Origin of the sequence: Chryseobacterium sp. MIQD13 (assembly GCF_050496705.1) — a bacterium.
Lineage (GTDB): Bacteria > Bacteroidota > Bacteroidia > Flavobacteriales > Weeksellaceae > Chryseobacterium.
The window spans coordinates 101,415-121,551 of sequence record NZ_JBNWAF010000001.1; the positions used below are offsets into that span (position 1 = coordinate 101,415).

Annotated in this window: 18 protein-coding genes; 8 read left to right on the top strand and 10 right to left on the bottom strand. The window is 37.2% G+C overall.

The window, feature by feature from the left end:
* Window positions 1-85: 85 nt before the first annotated feature.
* The 3 genes from ACQWU4_RS00495 to ACQWU4_RS00505 all read right to left on the bottom strand — a co-directional run bounded on the left by ACQWU4_RS00495 (window position 86) and on the right by ACQWU4_RS00505 (window position 3,390).
* Window positions 86-1,264, bottom strand: coding sequence for an acyl-CoA dehydrogenase family protein (locus ACQWU4_RS00495; protein WP_429933810.1), 1,179 nt, complete (start codon window positions 1,262-1,264; stop codon window positions 86-88).
* 126 nt (window positions 1,265-1,390) lie between these two features.
* Window positions 1,391-2,179, bottom strand: coding sequence for an NUDIX hydrolase (locus tag ACQWU4_RS00500; protein ID WP_429933811.1), 789 nt, complete (start codon window positions 2,177-2,179; stop codon window positions 1,391-1,393).
* Between the two features lie 23 nt (window positions 2,180-2,202).
* Window positions 2,203-3,390 carry an MFS transporter gene (locus ACQWU4_RS00505; protein ID WP_429933812.1) on the bottom strand — a complete coding sequence of 396 codons (1,188 nt, stop codon included), beginning with the start codon at window positions 3,388-3,390 and terminating at the stop codon, window positions 2,203-2,205.
* 175 nt (window positions 3,391-3,565) lie between these two features.
* Here ACQWU4_RS00505 and ACQWU4_RS00510 point away from each other — a divergent pair, with 175 nt between their 5' ends.
* The 7 genes from ACQWU4_RS00510 (at window position 3,566) to ACQWU4_RS00540 (ending at window position 14,135) form a co-directional block, all read left to right on the top strand.
* Window positions 3,566-6,406 (top strand): SusC/RagA family TonB-linked outer membrane protein, encoded by a 2,841-nt coding sequence (locus tag ACQWU4_RS00510; RefSeq protein ID WP_429933813.1) that lies wholly within the window; start codon window positions 3,566-3,568, stop codon window positions 6,404-6,406.
* A 10-nt stretch (window positions 6,407-6,416) separates the two neighbouring features.
* Window positions 6,417-7,856, top strand: a complete 1,440-nt coding sequence (locus ACQWU4_RS00515) for a RagB/SusD family nutrient uptake outer membrane protein (protein WP_429933814.1) — start codon at window positions 6,417-6,419, stop codon at window positions 7,854-7,856.
* A 3-nt stretch (window positions 7,857-7,859) separates the two neighbouring features.
* Window positions 7,860-9,287, top strand: coding sequence for a glycoside hydrolase family 30 protein (locus ACQWU4_RS00520; protein WP_429933815.1), 1,428 nt, complete (start codon window positions 7,860-7,862; stop codon window positions 9,285-9,287).
* Between the two features lie 9 nt (window positions 9,288-9,296).
* A complete protein-coding gene (bglX, locus tag ACQWU4_RS00525) occupies window positions 9,297-11,519 on the top strand; it encodes a beta-glucosidase BglX (RefSeq protein WP_429933816.1) in 2,223 nt (740 codons plus the stop codon).
* Between the two features lie 3 nt (window positions 11,520-11,522).
* Window positions 11,523-11,774, top strand: a complete 252-nt coding sequence (locus ACQWU4_RS00530; RefSeq protein ID WP_429933817.1) for a hypothetical protein — start codon at window positions 11,523-11,525, stop codon at window positions 11,772-11,774.
* A 75-nt stretch (window positions 11,775-11,849) separates the two neighbouring features.
* Window positions 11,850-12,653, top strand: a complete 804-nt coding sequence (locus ACQWU4_RS00535; protein WP_429933818.1) for a glycoside hydrolase family 16 protein — start codon at window positions 11,850-11,852, stop codon at window positions 12,651-12,653.
* Between the two features lie 42 nt (window positions 12,654-12,695).
* Window positions 12,696-14,135 (top strand): glycoside hydrolase family 30 protein, encoded by a 1,440-nt coding sequence (locus ACQWU4_RS00540; RefSeq protein WP_429933819.1) that lies wholly within the window; start codon window positions 12,696-12,698, stop codon window positions 14,133-14,135.
* Window positions 14,136-14,217: 82 nt separating this feature from the next.
* Here ACQWU4_RS00540 and ACQWU4_RS00545 read toward each other — a convergent pair whose 3' ends face one another.
* Together ACQWU4_RS00545 and ACQWU4_RS00550 are read right to left on the bottom strand one after the other, a co-directional pair.
* The gene (locus ACQWU4_RS00545) at window positions 14,218-15,027 is read right to left on the bottom strand and encodes an enoyl-ACP reductase FabI (protein ID WP_429933820.1); all 810 of its coding nucleotides are present in this window, start codon (window positions 15,025-15,027) and stop codon (window positions 14,218-14,220) included.
* A gap of 120 nt (window positions 15,028-15,147) precedes the next feature.
* The gene (locus tag ACQWU4_RS00550) at window positions 15,148-15,447 is read right to left on the bottom strand and encodes a hypothetical protein (protein ID WP_429933821.1); all 300 of its coding nucleotides are present in this window, start codon (window positions 15,445-15,447) and stop codon (window positions 15,148-15,150) included.
* Between the two features lie 140 nt (window positions 15,448-15,587).
* Between ACQWU4_RS00550 and ACQWU4_RS00555 the strand changes: the two genes are divergently transcribed.
* Entirely contained in the window at window positions 15,588-16,145 is a 558-nt protein-coding gene (locus ACQWU4_RS00555; RefSeq protein WP_429933822.1) for a DNA-3-methyladenine glycosylase I, read from the top strand.
* A 97-nt stretch (window positions 16,146-16,242) separates the two neighbouring features.
* Here the strand turns inward: ACQWU4_RS00555 and ACQWU4_RS00560 are convergent, their stop codons facing one another.
* Genes ACQWU4_RS00560 through ACQWU4_RS00580 form a run of 5 tightly spaced genes read right to left on the bottom strand, consistent with a single transcriptional unit; the run spans window position 16,243 to window position 20,136 of the window.
* On the bottom strand, window positions 16,243-16,713 hold the full coding sequence (locus tag ACQWU4_RS00560) for a DUF6630 family protein (protein ID WP_429933823.1): 471 nt from the start codon (window positions 16,711-16,713) through the stop codon (window positions 16,243-16,245).
* Between the two features lie 10 nt (window positions 16,714-16,723).
* Window positions 16,724-17,437, bottom strand: a complete 714-nt coding sequence (locus ACQWU4_RS00565; RefSeq protein WP_429933824.1) for a PoNe immunity protein domain-containing protein — start codon at window positions 17,435-17,437, stop codon at window positions 16,724-16,726.
* 21 nt (window positions 17,438-17,458) lie between these two features.
* Window positions 17,459-19,024: a PAAR-like protein gene (locus ACQWU4_RS00570; protein WP_429933825.1), complete on the bottom strand. Its 1,566-nt coding sequence runs from the start codon at window positions 19,022-19,024 to the stop codon at window positions 17,459-17,461.
* Between the two features lie 16 nt (window positions 19,025-19,040).
* A complete protein-coding gene (locus ACQWU4_RS00575) occupies window positions 19,041-19,313 on the bottom strand; it encodes a hypothetical protein (protein ID WP_429933826.1) in 273 nt (90 codons plus the stop codon).
* Window positions 19,294-20,136 carry a hypothetical protein gene (locus ACQWU4_RS00580; RefSeq protein WP_429933827.1) on the bottom strand — a complete coding sequence of 281 codons (843 nt, stop codon included), beginning with the start codon at window positions 20,134-20,136 and terminating at the stop codon, window positions 19,294-19,296. Before ACQWU4_RS00580 ends, ACQWU4_RS00575 begins: the two co-directional genes overlap by 20 nt.
* Window position 20,137 lies beyond the last annotated feature (1 nt).

Here is a 20,137-nt window from a genome sequence, read left to right on the forward strand (position 1 = left end):
CTGAATATAAGTTCCCTGCAAAGTGAGTAAAATAAAGAGTCCGGCCATTCGGCCGGACTCCACTTAGTATATTTTTAGCTTTTATTTAAAAAGCATTGATTCCTGTAATATCTAAACCAGTGATCAGTAAATGTACATCATGCGTTCCTTCATAAGTAATCACAGATTCCAGATTAGCTGCATGTCTCATCATCGGGAATTCACCCATGATTCCCATACCGCCAAGAATTTGTCTGGATTCTCTTGCGATATCAATAGCCATTTTCACGTTGTTACGCTTAGCCATTGAGATCTGTGCAGGACTTGCTTTATGAGCATTTTTAAGATTTCCTAGCTGTAGACATAATAACTGAGCTTTGGTAATTTCAGTTAAGAATTCAGCCAGTTTTTTCTGCTGAAGCTGGTAAGAACCGATTGGTTTACCAAACTGCTTTCTTTCTTTAGAGTACTGAACAGCTGTACAGTAACAGTCAATTGCTGCACCAATTACGCCCCATGAAATTCCATATCTTGCTGAATTTAAACAAGATAATGGCCCTTTCAATCCTGTTACACCCGGAAGTAAATTTTCTTTAGGAACTTTTACATTATTGAATACAAGTTCTCCGGTTTTCGATGCTCTTAAGCTCCATTTATTATGAGTTTCAGGGGTGGTGAAGCCTTCCATTCCTCTTTCAACGATCAGCCCCTGTATTTTACCTTCTTCATTTTTCGCCCAAACTACTGCAATATCGCACAGCGGAGAATTGGTGATCCACATTTTAGCACCATTCAGCAGATAATGATCACCCATATCTTTGAAATAGGTTTCCATAGAGCTTGGATCAGAACCATGATTAGGCTCAGTCAATCCAAATGAACCTATCATTTCTCCTGCAGCAAGTTTAGGAAGATATTTTTTCTTCTGTTCTTCAGAACCAAATTCATTGATAGGGAACATTACCAGTGAGCTCTGTACAGAAGCAGCAGAACGTACTGCAGAATCTCCTCTTTCCAGTTCCTGCATAATAAGACCATAAGAAATCTGATCCAACCCTGAACCGCCGTATTCAACCGGAATATAAGGGCCTAAAGCTCCGATTTTTCCCAGTTCTTTCATTAAATTGGGAATATCGGTATGATTTTGTGCGGCCTGATCAATCTGCGGCATTACAAAACTTTCCACCCAATCTCTTACCGATTGGCGGATCAGTTTATGTTCTTCAGTAAGTAAAGCATCAATTCCGTAGTAGTCTGGAATGCTTGTAAGAGGATAATATGACATGATTTTTTGATTTGTCTAAAAGTAATACTTTTAGCTGGTTTGGAAAATTTTTTTATGAATCTTTATTACCTTTGATTATCAATAAGATAAAGAGGATTTTACGGGTTTTAATAAAAATACGGCATCCTAAGATTCCTCATCATTAGAGATAGGATACTGGTTGACAGCATTGTGTACCTTGCTTTTGAACTTATACAGATAAGGAGCTTTGTTTGCAGAGCCGTCGTAAAACTTCTCAAGCCTGTCCAGAATATTTAAGCTTAATATTTTGCGCTGGAAATTATTTCTCCTGAATTTCTGTCCCAGAATAGTTTCATACAGTGACTGTAGATCTTTCATGGTAAATTTTTCAGGAAGAAGATTACTTGCAGCCACTTCGGTATTAATATTCATCCGCAGATATTCAAGGCCGGTTTCTATCACTCTGTCATGATCAAAAGCCATCTTGGGCAATTTATTTACTTCAAACCATTCGCAGCTTTCGTTGAATGCATCCGGAAAAGTATTGGCAATAGAGAAATCAATAAGGCTGCAGTAACCTACCGTAATGAATCTCTGAAAGATCCAGTGGTCTTTTGGAACTTCAATTCCTTTATTGTTGAGAAGGATCTGATGCACATTATTCTCTGTACGGTCTATTCTCCCGAAAGTATGGAACTGTTTCAGGAAAAGGTCCTGAAGATGGGTTCTCTCATAAAGCACTCTCGCAGCAGCTTCACGCAGATCTTCATCATTAAATACAAAACCTCCCGGCAATGACCACAGATCCAGATCGTGATACTTTAAAAGCAAAACCTTCAAAATGTTATTGTGAAAACCAAATATCGTGCAGTCGACAGATACGTGTGCTACAAAATCTTTTGTATCAATAAGTTCCTGAAGGGTTTCTTTGTTTTTGGTGTCTTTGATTTTCATGGGAGTAAAAATAAAATTATTTTCTATAATTTCTTTCCTGCAAGCTTAAAATATATCAAACTCACTGTAAAAAGCACAGACACAGCAAGTAATATATACAACGGATAGTAATTTAGCAGTTGTTTTCCGAACAAGACGGCCATAATGATTGAACTGACAGAGCTGCCGAGTGATGAAAAAATTACAATCAGAGATGTAAATAAGTTGATTTTTTCTTTATCAACCTGTGCAATCATTTTTGAATTGATAACAGGGTAGAGTGGTGACAGAAAAAGCCCGATCACCGGAAATAAAAACAAAATAATGCCGGAATTCAGAGAATTAAAATACTGAACTCCTAAAATGATTAACAACACCGTGATAATTAGAAAAATACATAAAATATAATACTTTGATAATGAAAATCTCTGGATAATATTAGCTGTAAGTGTTCTGCCTGCATATGAAAAAAGGGCAAGGAAGGAGGAAGCCTGTAACGCAAAAAATGAATTGACTTTCAAGTGGTTTTTGTAAAAAGATGGTAACCATGAATTAAATCCCTGCTCTACAAAAACAATAAAGAAAATTACAGCAAGAAATACAATTGTTGCAGGCTTTGCAAATGTTGAAAGTTCAGAAATAAGACTTTTATTTTCTGTTTTTTTAGCTTCTGAAATATTTAGCTTTGAAAACAGGAATATGGCTATTGCACAAAGTATTGATATTGATAGAAATCCGAATTTCCAGTATTCGGAATAACGGCTTGAGATCAGCCAGCCGAAACCGGTATTCACGACAAAAATTCCAATCATAAATGATGCTTCTACGCTGTTCATCATTTTAGCAAGCGATTTCTCATCTGAAATATTATTCCGGATAATTCCGAAAACACATATCTTTCCAACAGCAAAACAAGTCCCGATAATGGCAAACCATACCTTATAAAACCAAAAATCCTCTACAAAAGGAAGGAGGCATGAACAGATTCCGACAATGACCAGAGCAGAGATTAATGCCTTTTTAGTACCAGTCTTGCTTATAAAATTTACAGCAAAAAGAGAAATAAATGCAATAGGCAGGTCCTTGAATGATTCTAAAAAGCCTAACTTTTCATAAGTGATTTTTGCCTCCGAAAGTTGAAGAATCACAATACCCATGCAGTTCAAGACCATTGAAAAAATAAGGAAGGTCATTTTTAAGGGAAGGGAGATCCTGGAAAGCTTGGCTGTCATTTTGGGGATTTTTTTATTGATTTTTTATGATTATTTTACGAATTATTAAGAAGATATAGGGCTTTCAACTCCCAAAAATAAACGAAAAATTAAAATAATTATGAATAGAATGTTAATTAATTAAAAAAAAATATATTTTTATTGTCTCAATTTGAGAATTAAAAACTAACTGTATATGAATTTAAAAATATCAAGAAGCCTGGGAGTGGTTGCTGTGCTGTACTTTACAGCTAATTTCAGTGCACAGACCAAGGTAAAAGACACCGTTCCGAAAGAGAAGGCTATAGAAGAAGTTGTTCTTGTAGGATACGGATCAGTAAAAAAGCAGAATCTTACCAGTGCGGCTTCTGTTGTAAAAGCAGATGCTTTCGATAACAGACCACTATATAATGTAGGTCAGGCAATGCAGGGCCAGGCTGCCGGAGTGAGTGTTGTTCAAGCATCGGGAAAACCGGGCGCAAATATTGACATCAAGATCAGGGGAAATAATTCTATTTCGTCATCGGTAACTCCTCTTTATGTGATTGATGGTATACAGACCAATGATATCAGCGGAATTAATACGGATGACATCGTAGATATGACTATTCTGAAAGATGCTTCATCCACTGCCATTTATGGGATCAATGGCTCTTCCGGAGTGGTAATCATTACTACGAAAAGAGGAAAAATTGGAAAGCCACAGCTTAATTTCAATGCGTATTGGGGATTCTCAAAAGCTATGAAAAATATCGATGTCTTGAATCAAGATCAGTATAAATCTTTATTAGCTGACATTAAACTGAACGGGGGTGGAGATTATCTTTCTACAGCCAATAACCCGCGGTATGCAGGTATTAATACGGATTGGACTAAAGAGGTTTTCCAGACAGGTTTTGATCAAAACTATAACATCAATTATTCTTTCGGAAATGAAAACATCAAAGCGTATGCTGCATTGGGCTATCAGGATATTGATGGTATTATAAAACCTTCAAGGTTCCAGAGAACTTCTGCAAAACTGAATCTGGATGCGGTGATTCTTCCGTGGTTAAAATTAAATTCATCCGTAAACTATTTCCTGACTAATCTTACGAATACAAATGATAACCTGAGCACAGCAAGAGGAGGAGTAGTTCTAAGTGCATTTAATACACCTAATTTCTTACCCGTGTACGGAAATCAGGTTATTTTGAATCCAGCAGACCCGGAAATATATGACCAGACAACAGGAGCAATAAAAGATGGCTATAAGCCAGGACAGTTTGCTCCCAATCCTTATCAGTCGTCATGGGAAAATCCTGTAGCTTACCAATCTAGAAAAGATAAAACTCTTACCCAGAGATTTTTAAGTAATTTGGGACTTGAAGTAAGGCTGTTTAAAGACCTTACCTGGAAACCAGCCATTTCTTTTGATATGATAGATTCGAGAAATACCAAGTTTACAGACGGTTTTCAAACCAGTTATGGAAGATCTAAATTTGGGATAGGTTCTCAGGAATTCAATACATTCCAAGAATATAATTTCGAAAATACTCTTAACTATACCTTGAAAAGATCTGTTCATGATTTCTCTTTGCTTGGAGGATTACAGATTAATGAAAGAAACTTTCAAAGCAATTACTATAGTGGAGATAATTTCCCGGAAGGTACATTCAATTTTAATTATGACCTTGCAAAAAACCAGGGTTATGATATCCGTAAAGAGATTCTGAGACAGGTTTCATTTTTTGGAAGAGCATTATATACATTCAATGGTAAATATACTTTGATGGGTGTTTTCAGGGAAAATGCAAACTCCGCTCTGGCTCCGGGAAACAAATGGGGCTTCTTTCCGGGACTTTCGGCTTCATGGTTGATTTCCAAAGAAAACTTCTTAGCTGAGAGCAAATTGATCAGTGAATTAAAATTGCGAGGAGGCTGGGGGAAAACAGGTAATGCATCAGCTATTCCGGCCTATTCTCATTTCAATCTTTATAATCCGTTTTGGAATAATGGTGTTCCAGTCTATGTCAATTCACAATCGGACAGTGGTGATTTAACTTGGGAAACTACAACGGATACTAACGTAGGATTGGATCTTGGAGTATTAGACAACAGGATCAGACTTAGCGTAGATGCCTATCAGAGAAAAACAGATAATCTTGTATCCCAAATTAGAATGGGGACCTATGATTTCCTGATCTACAGAAATATGGGCTCACTTGAGAATAAGGGATTGGAATTGGCTCTGAATACAATAAACTTTAAGAACCAGAATTTCACATGGAATACGTCATTTAATATTTCATTTGCTAAAAATAAGATAACAGAAATCAGTTCATTTCTTAAAACAATTCCAGCTGCAACTGTAGAAGGAATGGGCAGTTTGGTGAGATTTGAAGAAGGGCAGCCATTAGGCATGTTCTATGGATACCAAACTTCAGGAGTCAACCCTGCCAATGGAGATTTAATGTATGTGAATGCAAGCGGAAATGTTGTGGAATATAAAGATTTGAAACCTGAAGACAGAAGATATATCGGAAATCCTAATCCTGACTTTACATTTGGTTTCACCAATAATTTCAAACTTAAGAACTGGTATCTGGATATGTTGATCACCGGATCAGTAGGAAATGACATTTTCAATGCAACAAAATTTGATCTTGAAATGATGAATGACTATAAAAATCAGTCTACAACAGTACTAGACCGGTGGACAACAGCTGGGCAGATTACGGATGTACCAAGGGCATATTCACCTTCTGCACAGTTTATCTCCGACAGGTTTATAGAAAACGGATCCTATCTGAAACTAAAAGCTGTCACTTTGGGATACAATTTTACAAACCCTTTCAAAGGTGTAAGCAAGCTTAATGTATACCTAACAGGACAGAATATTTTCACTATCACGAATTATTCGGGGATGGATCCTGAAGTAAATGCCTTCAGCCCTAATAATGGTACTACCGGTGCAGAAAGAGCTGTTTTTGGAATTGACTACGGAACTTATCCCCAGGTAAGAACATTTATTATCGGATTAAAAGCTAATTTCTAAATTATTTACAATGAAAATTAATAAAGCTATATATTATTTATTCGGAGCATCAGTTCTTATTACAGCTATTTCCTGTAATGACTTTTTAGATACCGAACCTATTACTGAACAGGGCATTCCTATCATCAATCCATTAAAAACGGCCGATGATGCAGAAAAGAGGATGAGTACTATTTATTCTGCATTTGGAAATGAATACTGGCAGCTGGATTATGCAATGAACGGTGACTCACAAACTGATATTTCCTATGCAGGCGCAGATAATGTTCAAAACTTTCAACAAGATGAATATAGAATTATCGCTACAAATTCAAACGTAGAGAGAGACTGGAAATATCTTTACGGTTTCGTCAATGACTGTAATATGATCCTCAATTATGTAGATGAAATTAATGATCCGGCACTTACCTCAGCCAGAAAGGCTGAAATGAAGTCTGAAGCTTCTATTTTACGGGCATTATATTATTTCCATGCCGTACAGTTATGGGGAGATATTCCGTTGGTAACAAAGGCTGTAATAGGAGTAAACTCAGCTAACTTTGATGAAGTATACAGCCAGGTTTATCCTGCAAGAAAAACGGTTCAGGAGGCATATGACATGATTATTGCCGATCTTGAAGGCGCTATTACGAATGCCCCTGCTGGAAGTGAAAAATATAGAGCCAATAAAAACTTTGCTTACGGGTTACTGGCTAAAGCATATGCTTCAAAACCAAATCCCGATTGGGCAAAAGTAAAACAAAATGCCTCCAATATTTCAGGAGTAAATTTACTTCCTGTTTATGATAATCTTTTCGACGGACTGCATGAAGCCAACGCAGAATCTATTTTTGAAGCTGATGGAAATGCAGGAAGCGTATGGGCATGGGGATCTTCTATGTTCCTGGGGACTGACTGGAAAAAATTCAATGTTCCTTCTAATGATTTGGTTAAAACTTTTACAGATGCCGGAGATACCCAGAGATTAAACAGTTCTGTGAAATTTTCACCGGTAGCATGGTCCGATAATTACTGGCCAAGCAATAACTATCCGTTCATGTACAAGATGCGTAAAATGGATGGAACACAGAATTTCTATATCATGAGATATGCAGATATCGTTTTACTTCAGGCAGAAGCAGCGGTAAGAACGGCAGATTATACAGGCGCAGCAGGATATATTAATCAGGTGAGATCCAGAGTAGGTTTATCTCCTGTGGCAGTTTCCTCTGAAACAGACGGAATTACTAAAGTTTTGGCAGAAAGAAAACAGGAATTGGCTTTTGAAGGTCAGCGTTGGTTCGATCTGAAAAGAACGGGAACAGCTGTTTCAGTTCTTTCCCAACAAAAAGACGGAAGCGGAAACGTACTTCCTTATGCAGCGAGCATTAACCAAAACAGATTGTTATGGCCTATTCCTCAGGGACAGAGAGATAATAATCAGAATTTAACCCAAAACCCAGGTTATTAAAATATGAAGTTTCAAAACTTATATAGTTTCTTTTTTAAAGGTACCGCGCTGCTTGGCGGCGTGGTACTTTTTCCTTTATCGTGCACCTCTGTTTCGATGGATAAAGGAAATGATGTTCAGTATTGGCTTACCAAAGGCAATGAAAGTGTAAAATTACAGCAGCAGGCTCCCGTTAAGTTTGTAAACAATTCCAATAACTGGCAGAATATTGAAATTGATGACACTCAAAAATTTCAATATGTTGACGGTTTTGGATATACATTAACAGGAGGAAGTGTTGAGGTAATCAACAGACTTTCCCCTTCAAAAAGAAAAGCACTTCTGAATGAACTTTTCGGAAAAGACAAAAATTCAATTTCCATAAGCTATCTGCGGTTAAGTATCGGAGCATCTGATCTTGATAGCCAGGTTTTCTCTTATGATGATCTTCCCGAGGGGCAGACAGATCCTGCACTTTTGAAATTTAGTTTGGCAAAAGACAAGGATCTCATTGCCATGCTGAAAGAAATTTTAGCTATAAATCCAAATATTAAGATCATTGCTGCTCCCTGGTCGGCACCAGTCTGGATGAAGGATAACGGAAAATCAAAAGGGGGAAGCTTAAAGCCTGAATTTTATAAAACCTATGCAGAATATTTTGTGAAATATATTCAGGGAATGAAAAAGGAAGGAATTACCATTGATGCAATTACACCTCAAAATGAACCTCTTCACCCGGGAAATAATCCAAGTCTGTATATGCCATCTGAGCAGCAGAGAGATTTCATCAAAGGACATTTAGGTCCTGTCTTTAAAGCAAACAATATCAAAACAAAAATTGTAGTTTATGATCATAACTGCAACAAACCCGAATATGCCCTTGATATTCTGAAAGATCCTGAAGCCTACAAATATATTGACGGTTCAGCTTTCCATTTATATGAAGGGGATGTATCAGCTTTAGGAACTGTACACAATGCATTTCCGGATAAAAATTTATATTTTACCGAGCAGTGGACCGGATCACAGGGAACTTTTAATGAAGACTTGAATTGGCACGTTAAAAACGTTATTATCGGAACCATGAGAAACTGGAGCAGCATTGCTTTAGAATGGAATGTAGCTAATGATCCACAGTACAAACCACACACAGATGGAGGTTGTACAGAATGTAAAGGAGCAATAACGGTTTCCGACAGTGAAAATTTCACCAGAAATGTTTCCTACTACATCATTGCACACGCTTCCAAATTTGTACCTGCGGGTTCACAGCGCGTAGCTTCTACACAGACAGAAACACTTTCTACGGCAGCTTTTAAAACACCTGCAGGAAAAACAGTACTCATCATCCAGAACGGAAACAGTACAGATGAAAGTTTCAATATCAAATATAATGGAAAAACGGCTCCCGTAACCCTTTCAGGTAATTCGGCAGCGACTTATGTATTTTAATTCAGTACCATGAAAAAAACTTATTTCTTACTTGCAATTGCAGCATTGGGAATGAATGTCCAAGGGCAGAAAACAGTTGATCAGAAAGTAGCAGAACTGTTATCTAAAATGACGCTTGAAGAAAAAGTAGGGCAGATGGTCCAGTACAGCGGATTTGAATATGCTACAGGACCACAGCAGTCCAATTCTGCTGCAGTTTTAGAAGAAATAAAAAAGGGAAAAGTAGGTTCTATGCTTAATGTAGCCGGAGCTGAAGAAACCAGGGCTTTCCAGAAATTGGCCCAGCAGTCAAGACTGAAAATTCCTTTACTCTTCGGACAGGATGTTATTCATGGCTACCGGACAACTTTCCCTGTCAATTTAGGTCAGGCATCAAGCTGGGATCTGGCAATGATAGAAAGATCAGAAAGAATTGCAGCTACAGAAGCCTCAGCTTATGGTATCCACTGGACCTTTGCACCTATGGTGGATGTTGCAAGAGATCCGAGATGGGGAAGAGTAATGGAAGGTTCAGGAGAGGACACTTATCTGGGAACCCAGATTGGGCTGGCTAGAATTAAAGGGTTTCAGGGAAAAGGATTGGGGAATCTTGATGCTGTAATGGCCTGTGCTAAGCATTTTGCGGCGTATGGAGCAGCTGTCGGCGGAAGAGATTACAATTCCGTGGATATGAGCTTAAGACAATTGAATGAAACCTATCTGCCTCCGTTTAAAGCAGCAGCGGCGGCGGGGGTGGCGACGTTCATGAATTCATTTAATGATATAAGCGGAATTCCTGCTACAGCCAATAAATACATTCAAAGAGAGCTTTTAAAAGGAAAGTGGAATTATAAAGGTTTCGTGGTTTCAGACTGGGGAAGTATCGGGGAAATGATCCCTCACGGCTATGCCAAAGATGCAAATGAAGCTGCTGAAAAAGCTATTCTGGGTGGAAGTGATATGGATATGGAAAGCCGTGTTTATATTGCAGAACTTCCAAAATTAGTAAAAGAAGGAAAAGTTGATGTAAAACTGGTAAATGATGCAGCAGGCAGAATCTTGACCAAGAAATTCGAGATGGGGCTTTTCGATGATCCTTACAGGTTCAGTGACGAAAAAAGACAGAAAGAGCAGACGGATAATCTGGAAAACAGGAGATTCGGAAGAGAATTTGGTTCCAAAAGTATTGTTCTTTTAAAAAATAAAGGGAATATGCTTCCTCTTTCAAAAACAGTAAAAACAGTAGCGCTGATCGGCCCTTTTGGTAAAGAAACAGTAGCCAACCACGGATTCTGGTCGATTGCATTTAAAGACGATAACCAAAGAATAGTTTCCCAGTTTGACGGAATTAAAAACCAGCTTGATAAAAATTCAACCTTACTATATGCAAAGGGCTGTAATGTGGACGATCAGGACAGGTCGATGTTTGCGGAAGCTGTAGAAACTGCCAAAAAAGCTGATGTAGTCATCATGACTTTAGGTGAAGGTCCATCGATGAGTGGTGAGGCAAAAAGCAGAAGTAATATCGGTTTTTCCGGTGTACAGGAAGATTTGTTGAAAGAAATAGCTAAAACAGGAAAGCCAATCATTTTAATGATCAATGCGGGAAGACCTTTGATCTTCAACTGGGCGGCTGATAATATTCCTGCAATAGCTTATACGTGGTGGCTGGGAACTGAAGCTGGAAATTCTATCGCTGATGTTCTGTTCGGTACAGTAAATCCGGGAGGAAAACTTCCGATGAGCTTTCCAAGAACTGAAGGACAGATCCCGATTTATTACAATCATTACAATACAGGAAGACCTGCAAAAAATTCTACAGAACGAAATTATGTTTCAGCTTACACTGACCTTGATAATGACCCGAAATTTCCATTCGGGTATGGTTTAAGTTATACGGATTTTAAATATTCTGATATGATTTTAAATGCTACAAATCTTAAAGGAAATCAGGCTTTAAATATCAGTGTTATGGTTACCAACAACGGGAAATATGATGGCGAAGAAGTTGTACAGCTGTATATCAGGGATCTTTTCGGAAAAGTGGTAAGACCGGTAAAAGAACTGAAAGGTTTCCAGAAAATATTCATCAAAAAAGGGGAAAATAAAAAAGTTGATTTTAAACTGACTCCGGAAGACCTGAAGTTTTTCGATAATGACCTGAATTATGACTGGGAAGGAGGAGAATTTGATATTATGGTGGGAACCAATTCTCAGGATGTACAGACTAAAAGAATTAATTGGATAAAATAAGTTATGGGAATATTAAAAGATCGAATGAAAGAATGGACCGATGTTGATATTGCAATGCACCAATTAGCATTACAATTGGGAATGATATCTGAGGATAATTTTCCAAAGTTTAAATCTTGTTATTGGACAGATACTGAGAAAAGTAAAGCACTGTCAAACATGCTGTTAGAGTTGTCGAAAATTGGTTTTCTGGAACTTAATGAAAATGATTATACTTTCAGAGTAAATCCGGATTTTATTTTTGAAAACGACTGAAAGATTTTTGACGATACCGAATCAATGCATGATATAAAATATTGAATATAGAAATTAGAAAATTTAAAAATCAGAATGAAGATCAGTAACAGTATTTACTTTTTAATAGGGGGAATTTTGATTTTTTCTGCTGCTGGCTGTACCTCAAATAAAATAAGCTCCGGCAAAAAACTGATCTGGAGTGATGAGTTTAACGGTAGAGGCCTTCCGGATTCCTCAAAATGGAATTATGAGGTAGGAGGAGACGGCTATGGAAATCAGGAAGCTCAGTTTTATACAAAAGACAGGCTTGAAAATGCCAGGATGGAAGACGGAAACCTTGTTATTGAAGCCAGAAAAGAAAACTGGGAAAAGAATAAATATACTTCTGCCAGACTTTTAACCAGAGGAAAATTCTCTTTTCAGTACGGAACGGTGGAAGTAAGGGCAAAACTACCCAAAGGCCGCGGAACCTGGCCTGCCATATGGATGATGAGCGAAAATATGAAGGAATGGCCGGATGATGGTGAGCTGGATATCATGGAACATGTCGGTTTTAATCAGGGATATATTCATGCTTCAGTTCATACGAAGAAATACAATCATATTCAGGGAACACAGAAAACAGATACCCTGATCATAAAGGATGTAAGTGAAAAATTCCATGTGTATAAAGTGGACTGGACACCGGAGAAAATAGATGTTTACATTGATGAGCAGAAGTTTTTCACTTATGAAAATAAAGAAAAAACCTATGAAGCATGGCCTTTCGATCAGCCTTATTTTATTATTTTAAATCAGGCGGTAGGCGGCTTCTGGGGCGGAAAAGAAGGAATAGATGACAGTATATTTCCGCAAAAATATTATATAGACTATGTAAGGGTTTATCAAAATAAATAATGAAGAGAGGGCAGTTTCGTCCAAAAACAGAAAGAAAAGATTATGAAAAAACTAATTGTAAGCTGTCTGACAGTAGGATTGTTTCTGAATGCTAATGCACAGAACTATTGGAAAAAGAATGAAGGGAAAACAGCAAAGGTCATTTTTACGGGCTCAAAGACCAATGAAAAACTTGTAGATAAAGGAACCATTAAATTTGAGAAATTCGGACAGCCTAAAGAAACGGATGCCTGCATTTTTGTGGATCCGGATTTTAAATACCAGAAACTGATCGGAATAGGAGGGGCCATCACTGATGCTTCTGCCGAAACTTTTTATAAGATGCCGAAGAACAAGCAGAAAGAAATTATCGAGGCTTATTATGGAAAAAATGGACTGGGCTATACTGTGGTCCGCACCAATATGAATTCCTGTGATTTCTCCAGCGATTCTTATACGTATGTGGCAGATAATGATACGGCTTTGAAGACGTTCAATGTTGCCCATGATGAAAAGTACAAGATCCCGATGATCAAAGAAGCCCAAAAAACCATAGGAAAAGATTTTACGTTTTATTTCTCTCCGTGGAGCCCGCCGGCATGGATGAAGTCAAATAACAGCCTGCTAAAAGGAGGAAGACTGGAAAATCAATATTACCAGACCTGGGCAGATTATTATATTAAATTCATCAAAGAATACGAAAAAAGAGGAATCAATATCTGGGGACTGACCATCCAGAACGAACCGATGGCTACACAGAAATGGGAGTCCTGTATTTATTCGGCTGAAGAAGAAGGAGAGTTTCTTAAAAACAATTTAGGTCCAACACTCTGGAAAAATGGTTACAAAGATAAAAAAGTAATGATCTGGGATCACAACAGAGACCTGATCTACCAGAGAGCAACGACTACTTTAAGCGATCCCGAAACTTCAAAATATGCATCAGGAATTGGTTATCATTGGTATGAAACATGGAATAATAAAACCCAGCTTTTTGATAATTTAGCAGAAACCCAGAGAGCTTTCCCGGATAAATTCCTGGCATTTACAGAAGGTTGTAAAGAACAGTTTGATCTGTCAAAAATAAATGACGTGAGCCTTGGAGAATTATACGGAAGAAATATGCTGAATGATTTCAATAAAGGAACGGCTTTATGGACAGACTGGAATGTATTGCTGGATGAAACCGGCGGCCCGAACCATGTCGGAAACTTCTGCTTTGCGCCAATTATTGCTGATACCAAAACCGGAGAATTACACTATACCTACGAATACTATTATGTAGGTCATGTTTCAAAATTTATCAAGCCTAACGCTCAGAGAATCGGAAATTCTTCAAACAGGGCAGCCCTTACATCTACTGCTTTCATGAATGAGAACGGTCAGTTGGTGACTGTAATCATGAATGATTCTGAAAATGATATTGAAACGAATCTCTGGATTGAAGGAATGTCTGCCAAATTATCTGCACCGGCACATTCTATTCAGACTGTTATCCTGTAACTTCATATTAAATTTTTTTTATAGAGAACCGGCGGCCTCGAAGAGGCCGCCGGTTTATTTTTACAATATATTTTAAATGTTGTTATTCAACATCATATTTGCTGATTACTTTCTGAGTAACTCCTGAACTGCTGAAACCACCGTCGTGGAACAGGTTCTGCATTGTTACTTTTTTGGTAAGGTCAGAGAAAAGAGTAACGCAGTAGTCTGCACATTCTAAAGCTGTAGCGTTTCCTAGCGGAGACATATCTTCGGCATAACCTAAGAATCCACCAAAACCTTTCACACCACTACCGGCAGTTGTCATTGTCGGAGACTGAGAAACCGTATTTACACGTACCTTTCTTTCTCCCCAATAGTTTCCGAAAGTTCTGGCAATGCTTTCCAGATAGGCTTTATTATCAGACATATCATTGTAGTCAGGGAATGTTCTCTGAGCTGCAATATAAGTAAGTGCCAAAATGCTTCCCCACTCGTTCATACAGTCTTTTTCCCAAGCCACTCTCATTACTTTGTGGAAAGAAACAGCGGAAATATCCCAACCTTTTTCCAACCAGTCATAATTCATTTCTGTATAGTGTTTTCCTTTTCTCACGTTGATAGACATTCCGATAGAGTGAAGGATAAAGTCGATTTTTCCAAATTTCGCAACAGCGGCATCAAAAAGCTTTTCAAGATCTTCCACAGAAGTAGCATCTGCAGCGATCACCTCAGAACCTGTTTTTTCTGCTAAACCATTAAGTTCTCCCATTCTCAAAGCAATAGGGGCATTTGATAAGATAAATTCAGCACCTTCTTCATGACATCTTTCTGCAACTTTCCATGCGATTGATTGCTCATTAAGGGCTCCAAAAATAATTCCCTTTTTGCCTTTAAGTAAACCGTATGACATAATTTTTTAATGTTTATTTGAATACAAATGTAGCAATAATTTGTGTTTGCGACATCATAAAAATGGAGCCTTATTGATTTAAGACTCCATTTTCTTGAAAATATTTATATGACTGAAATTTTAATTGGTTTTCTTGTTCCATTCTGCTTTTACATCTTCTGCTGCATCTTTAGTTTTTTCCCAGGCTTCGTTTGCTTTATCTTTAATATCATCCCATGCATCAGCCGCATTGTTTTTTACTTTTTCAAACCAGTCTTCCTGTTGCGCTTCCTCATCACTGTTTCTTTTTTCATTAATATAATCTTTTGCCCTGGCTGCCAGATCCTCAATTTTCCATTTTGCATTGTCTGCAGCATTTTTTAAAGAATTTTCTGTATTATTTACTGCGTTTTCGGCTTTGTTGTATTCTGAATTGTTCATAATATTTAATATTTTATTGTTGTGTACCAGTAAATAAACAATAACTATTCCTAAAATCCGGGGTTGCTGTTAAACTTTTCTTAATCTTTTGTTATATTTTTCCAAATCAGTATATCTTTAAGGAAATATAAATGACTGTAATGAAAAAAATACGCTGCGGATGGTGTGAGAAAGATGATCTCTATCGAAGATACCATGATGAGGAATGGGGAAGACCCGTATATGATGATGCAACCATATTTGAATTTCTTATCCTTGAATGTTTTCAGGCAGGGCTTAGCTGGTATACTATCCTTGCTAAAAGGGAGAATTTCAGAAAAGCTTTTGATAATTTTGATTATAAAAAAATAGCTGCTTATACTGAAGATAAAATTGAGGAACTTATGAATAACCCGGGAATTATAAGGAACCGTCTTAAAGTAAAGGCAACAGTAACCAATGCACAGAAGTTTCAGGAGGTACAGAAAGAGTTTGGCAGTTTTTCAGAATATATCTGGGGCTTTGTTGGAGGAAAGCCTTTGGATAATTGTCCCAAAGTATTAAACGATGTACCAGCTGTAACAGATATTTCTGATGCTTTGTCCAAAGATCTAAAGAAAAGAGGCTTCAAATTTATGGGATCTACAGTGGTTTATGCTCATATGCAGGCAACAGGAATGGTGAATGACCATATTGAGAGTTGTTTCGTGAGAAAGTAATCTGTTTATTGCTGTATATAAATATAAAAGGTTTCAATTTGAAACCTTTTTAGCTTTTGATATCAGATGAATTTCATATCAAATTTACCTTGAGAATTTAGAGTGAATATAGCTTTATCCGATCATCTATGAGTAAAAGATTATTTATAGATTCATTGGAAACTAATATACTTACGTAACTATCACTATCAATATCCAAGTTCAAAAGCTGATAACCGGATTTCTCAATTTTTTTATTGAGAAGAGGAAAAAATAATTCGGCTTCCGAATCATAGAGATTTTCGTCTTCTTCAATTTCTATAGCTGTATTTTTATTTCTTAACAGGATTTCTGTTTGGTTTTTAGCTACACTGTAATCTTCTTTCCAGTCAATCTCAAAAGCATATCCGTTCTCAATGAGCATATCTGTCATTGCCAACCATAAGTAATCATCTGATAAGGTTAGGAAGCGGAGATTATTTTTTAAATAAATGTCAGGATCATCATTTATTAGTATCAATTTCCCGATAAGATTCTGTGCAGTTTCTTTTTCAGTTATAATATTAATAATAGCATTTATATTTTCCATCACTTATATTTTAATCTTGCCAATGTACCATGTCATATGGATAATATTGCTGATCTTTTAGAATATTATCAGGCAAACCAAGGATTTTTACAATAGCTCCGCTTTCAAAGCTCCAGTAGCCAGTATGAATATTCCATTTGCTTTTGTGTGCATCATACCATCCGGTATCAGAATGCCCTCTGTACCATTCTTTTTGCAGGTATTTCAATAATCTTTCAATAGCAGCTTCTCTATTGTCTTTGGATAGATCTATAACCTCTTTAATATTTTCATATGGTTTTGGGAATTTAAAACTATTGTGTTTTTCCCAATGGTTTATTTTACTACTGATTAAAAAATCAATAAGGAAATCATTAGGATTGTCTTTTTCTACACAGTTAACAAGTTTTATAAACTGGTCCTGTTCAATTTCCAGCATGATGCCTATTGAAAGCATCCATACCATTGAAACATAACCATTTGATTGAGACCATGAATATTGATAATAGTGTAAAGTTGATAAATATTCTTTTTTAATTGATTCAATAGGCTCTCCCACAGAATATCTGGCAATTAGATTATCTAAAGAATATTTAACGATGGTTTCGTAGGTATCATTTATTTTATCCTGATCATCATAACTATAACCTTTAAGGTCTTCCAACTCTTCTAAAATGTATTCTTTTTGTCTTTCAATAATTTCCTGATAATTTTCCTGAGAGTTTAATGTATCTCTTGTATCCATTATTTTATATTTATTTTTTTGTTAAGGCCATGGTCCTATAACATCGCCTTTTTTATCTATTTTATATGTTGTAACATTACCATTACTATCAACTTTACTCAGCACTCTGTCAACCTCACCATTTTTAAGTGCTTTTTCTATTTCTCTTGCTTTTGCCGGACCGACTTGGTTTTCCAGTCTTTTACTTCCTTTAATCCAAGAATCACTCATTTGTGGACCGTCTTTCGGAGTTTTACTTAGATCAGAGGTCCCATATTTTGCTTCATCTATGATAAATTTTGGAGGCGGGGAGGAGTTTTCATAAATTCCATCAATCCCTTTTTTTATTTTATCATCTAAACTTCCCGGAGCATTATCTCCGATTCTTTTCAGATTAGGATTATTTTTGAGAAGATTATTTTGTGATGCTATTTCACCAAAATTTCCTTTTTGTTTATTCGTCGCCTTTTTGGGATCAAACTTTTTAAGTACATCATCCAAAAGCTCTTTTGCTTTTTCTGCGGCACTTTTTGTTATTACCTTAGCAATATTGCCACCTTCGGCAATTTGTTTCATTGTTTGTACAATCCCTTTTTCTGCTCCGGCTTTTAGTAAATCATCTCCTTTTTTTACACCTTGCTCTACAGCTTCTTCTGTAACATTTTTAACGGTTTTTTCTACTACTGCTTCTCCGCCTTCTTTTAAAACTGTTTTTCCTGCTGTAGCAGCCAACGAGGTTCCTCCACTATAAACCGCTGCTACTGCATCAGGAATAAATTCCCCCACAGTGGTTCCTATCTTTCTAGGATTTTCGGCTACCCAACTTGCAGCATCTTTTGTACCTTCCCATGCTGCATTTCCTGCATCAGCCCAGTTTTGACCATCGCTGGCCCAGTTCCAGGCTCCTTCTGCTGCATTGCTCCAGTTTTCACCTTTACTTGCCCAGTCCCAGGCGTTTCCTACGCCTTCAGTGGCAGCATTCCATCCATCGCTTACCATTCCGCCCAATGCTTCTGCAGTACCTACCGGATCCTGGCCAACCTGATAAAGTGTTTCACCTAGTCCAACCACACCGTTTACAGCTCCTTCTACCAGCCCTGTACCCAGATCACTGAACCAGTCTCCGACACCAGTTACAGGTTTCATCCAGTCCGGCAGCATCTGATCCCGCATTTCACGGCTTTTTTTATTTTGCTCTGCTATCCAGTCAAAACCTTCTTTAATATAATCAGAAGGCATTTTTCCCTCCCCAACACCATATGATACTGCAGCTGCTCTGTCAAAAAAGATATTGATCTTTCCACCAAATATACAATTACAAAAAGAATCTTCCAAGAGCATCCGGCTTCCATTTATCTTTACACCATCTTTAGGCGCTTGCCATCCGGTAGGAACAGTAGGCAGGCATGATACACCTGTTGCCCATTTCAAAGGATTGGTACAAAGGCCCATAGGTTTGATATTGAAAAAGGGTAGGAAATCTAATTCCGAAGCCATAGGAGCACTATATATTGTAGTGTTTTTATTATTGCTTACCCGAAGGGTAGAGGGGCTTGTTCCTTTGTCGCAAGCTAAAAAGGCACCTTCAGGTACGTATTTTTTTGCCATAATGCGATGATTTAATTTAGAGGTTAATTTTATCTGAGCTCAGAATTACATTTTTCAATCTTCTGAAAATATTTTCCAGTTTATTCAGATTTTCCTGGGTTTCTAGAAAAATCCTACCAGGAACCTTCAATTGTTCCGAAACCTTACAGTTACTGACAGAACATAGATAGTCTCCGTCTGCATATACATGCCATTCCCCGGAAATTGTAGAATCTAAGATCTTCTCATCATCAAAAAGAAGATAATAGCGATCATTCTGAAATACAATATCAAGCAGTGGAACGTTCATGTGATGTTGCTTTTAAAATATTTTTTTCTTCACGATATAATGTACCGGGAATCTGTGCCAGACTCATACACATACTCTGCTCAGACCATGGCCATTCTTCCAGAAGATAACGTTCCATATAGTTAAGCTGAAGAAGAGTAGGTACACGGGGACGATTCTTTAAAATACGGATCATAGCCGTTACTTTATCCTGCTGAAAATTGCTTTCATCTATGCTCCCTTTTACATCGATTTGATATCTGCCGTCTTCCAATTCTGAAATTCTTTCTTCTGTGGTAATGGGGACATTTTTAGTGGCAATAAAGTTGGGTAGCTCCCGATGTCCATTGATGATTTCATTTTTTTTAAATTCTTTGAAATGAATACCTGGAAATAGCAATTGATAAGGCATTGCAAAACGCAGGGCTTCTGCAAGTCTCTCACCATCTTCCAAAAGTTCTTCTACACCTTTAATAAAAATTTCACGATATTTTTCGCTTCTATGTTTCAAAATAATTTTAGGCTTAATTTCTCTCCATTTATTCTGAACTTCAGTTAAATTGATAATTTTTCCAAGTTGTCCGTTCTCATCAAGTGTACATACTATTTTTTCCCGCAGCTGGTGCAGATCTCCCACCCATTTATACATTCCATCTTTATTGGATTGTTTATAGAGTGGCATTTCAACAGTAAAAACAGGTTTCTCATTTTCAACAGAAGTTAATGTAACCTTGAGCTCTGCTTCAATATAGTTCTCATTCCGAAGGCCCTGAAATTGATACCTTTCTTCTCTTAGAAAAGTATAATTCCGGTATTCGCCCTTATTTTCTGTATTAATCTGCATG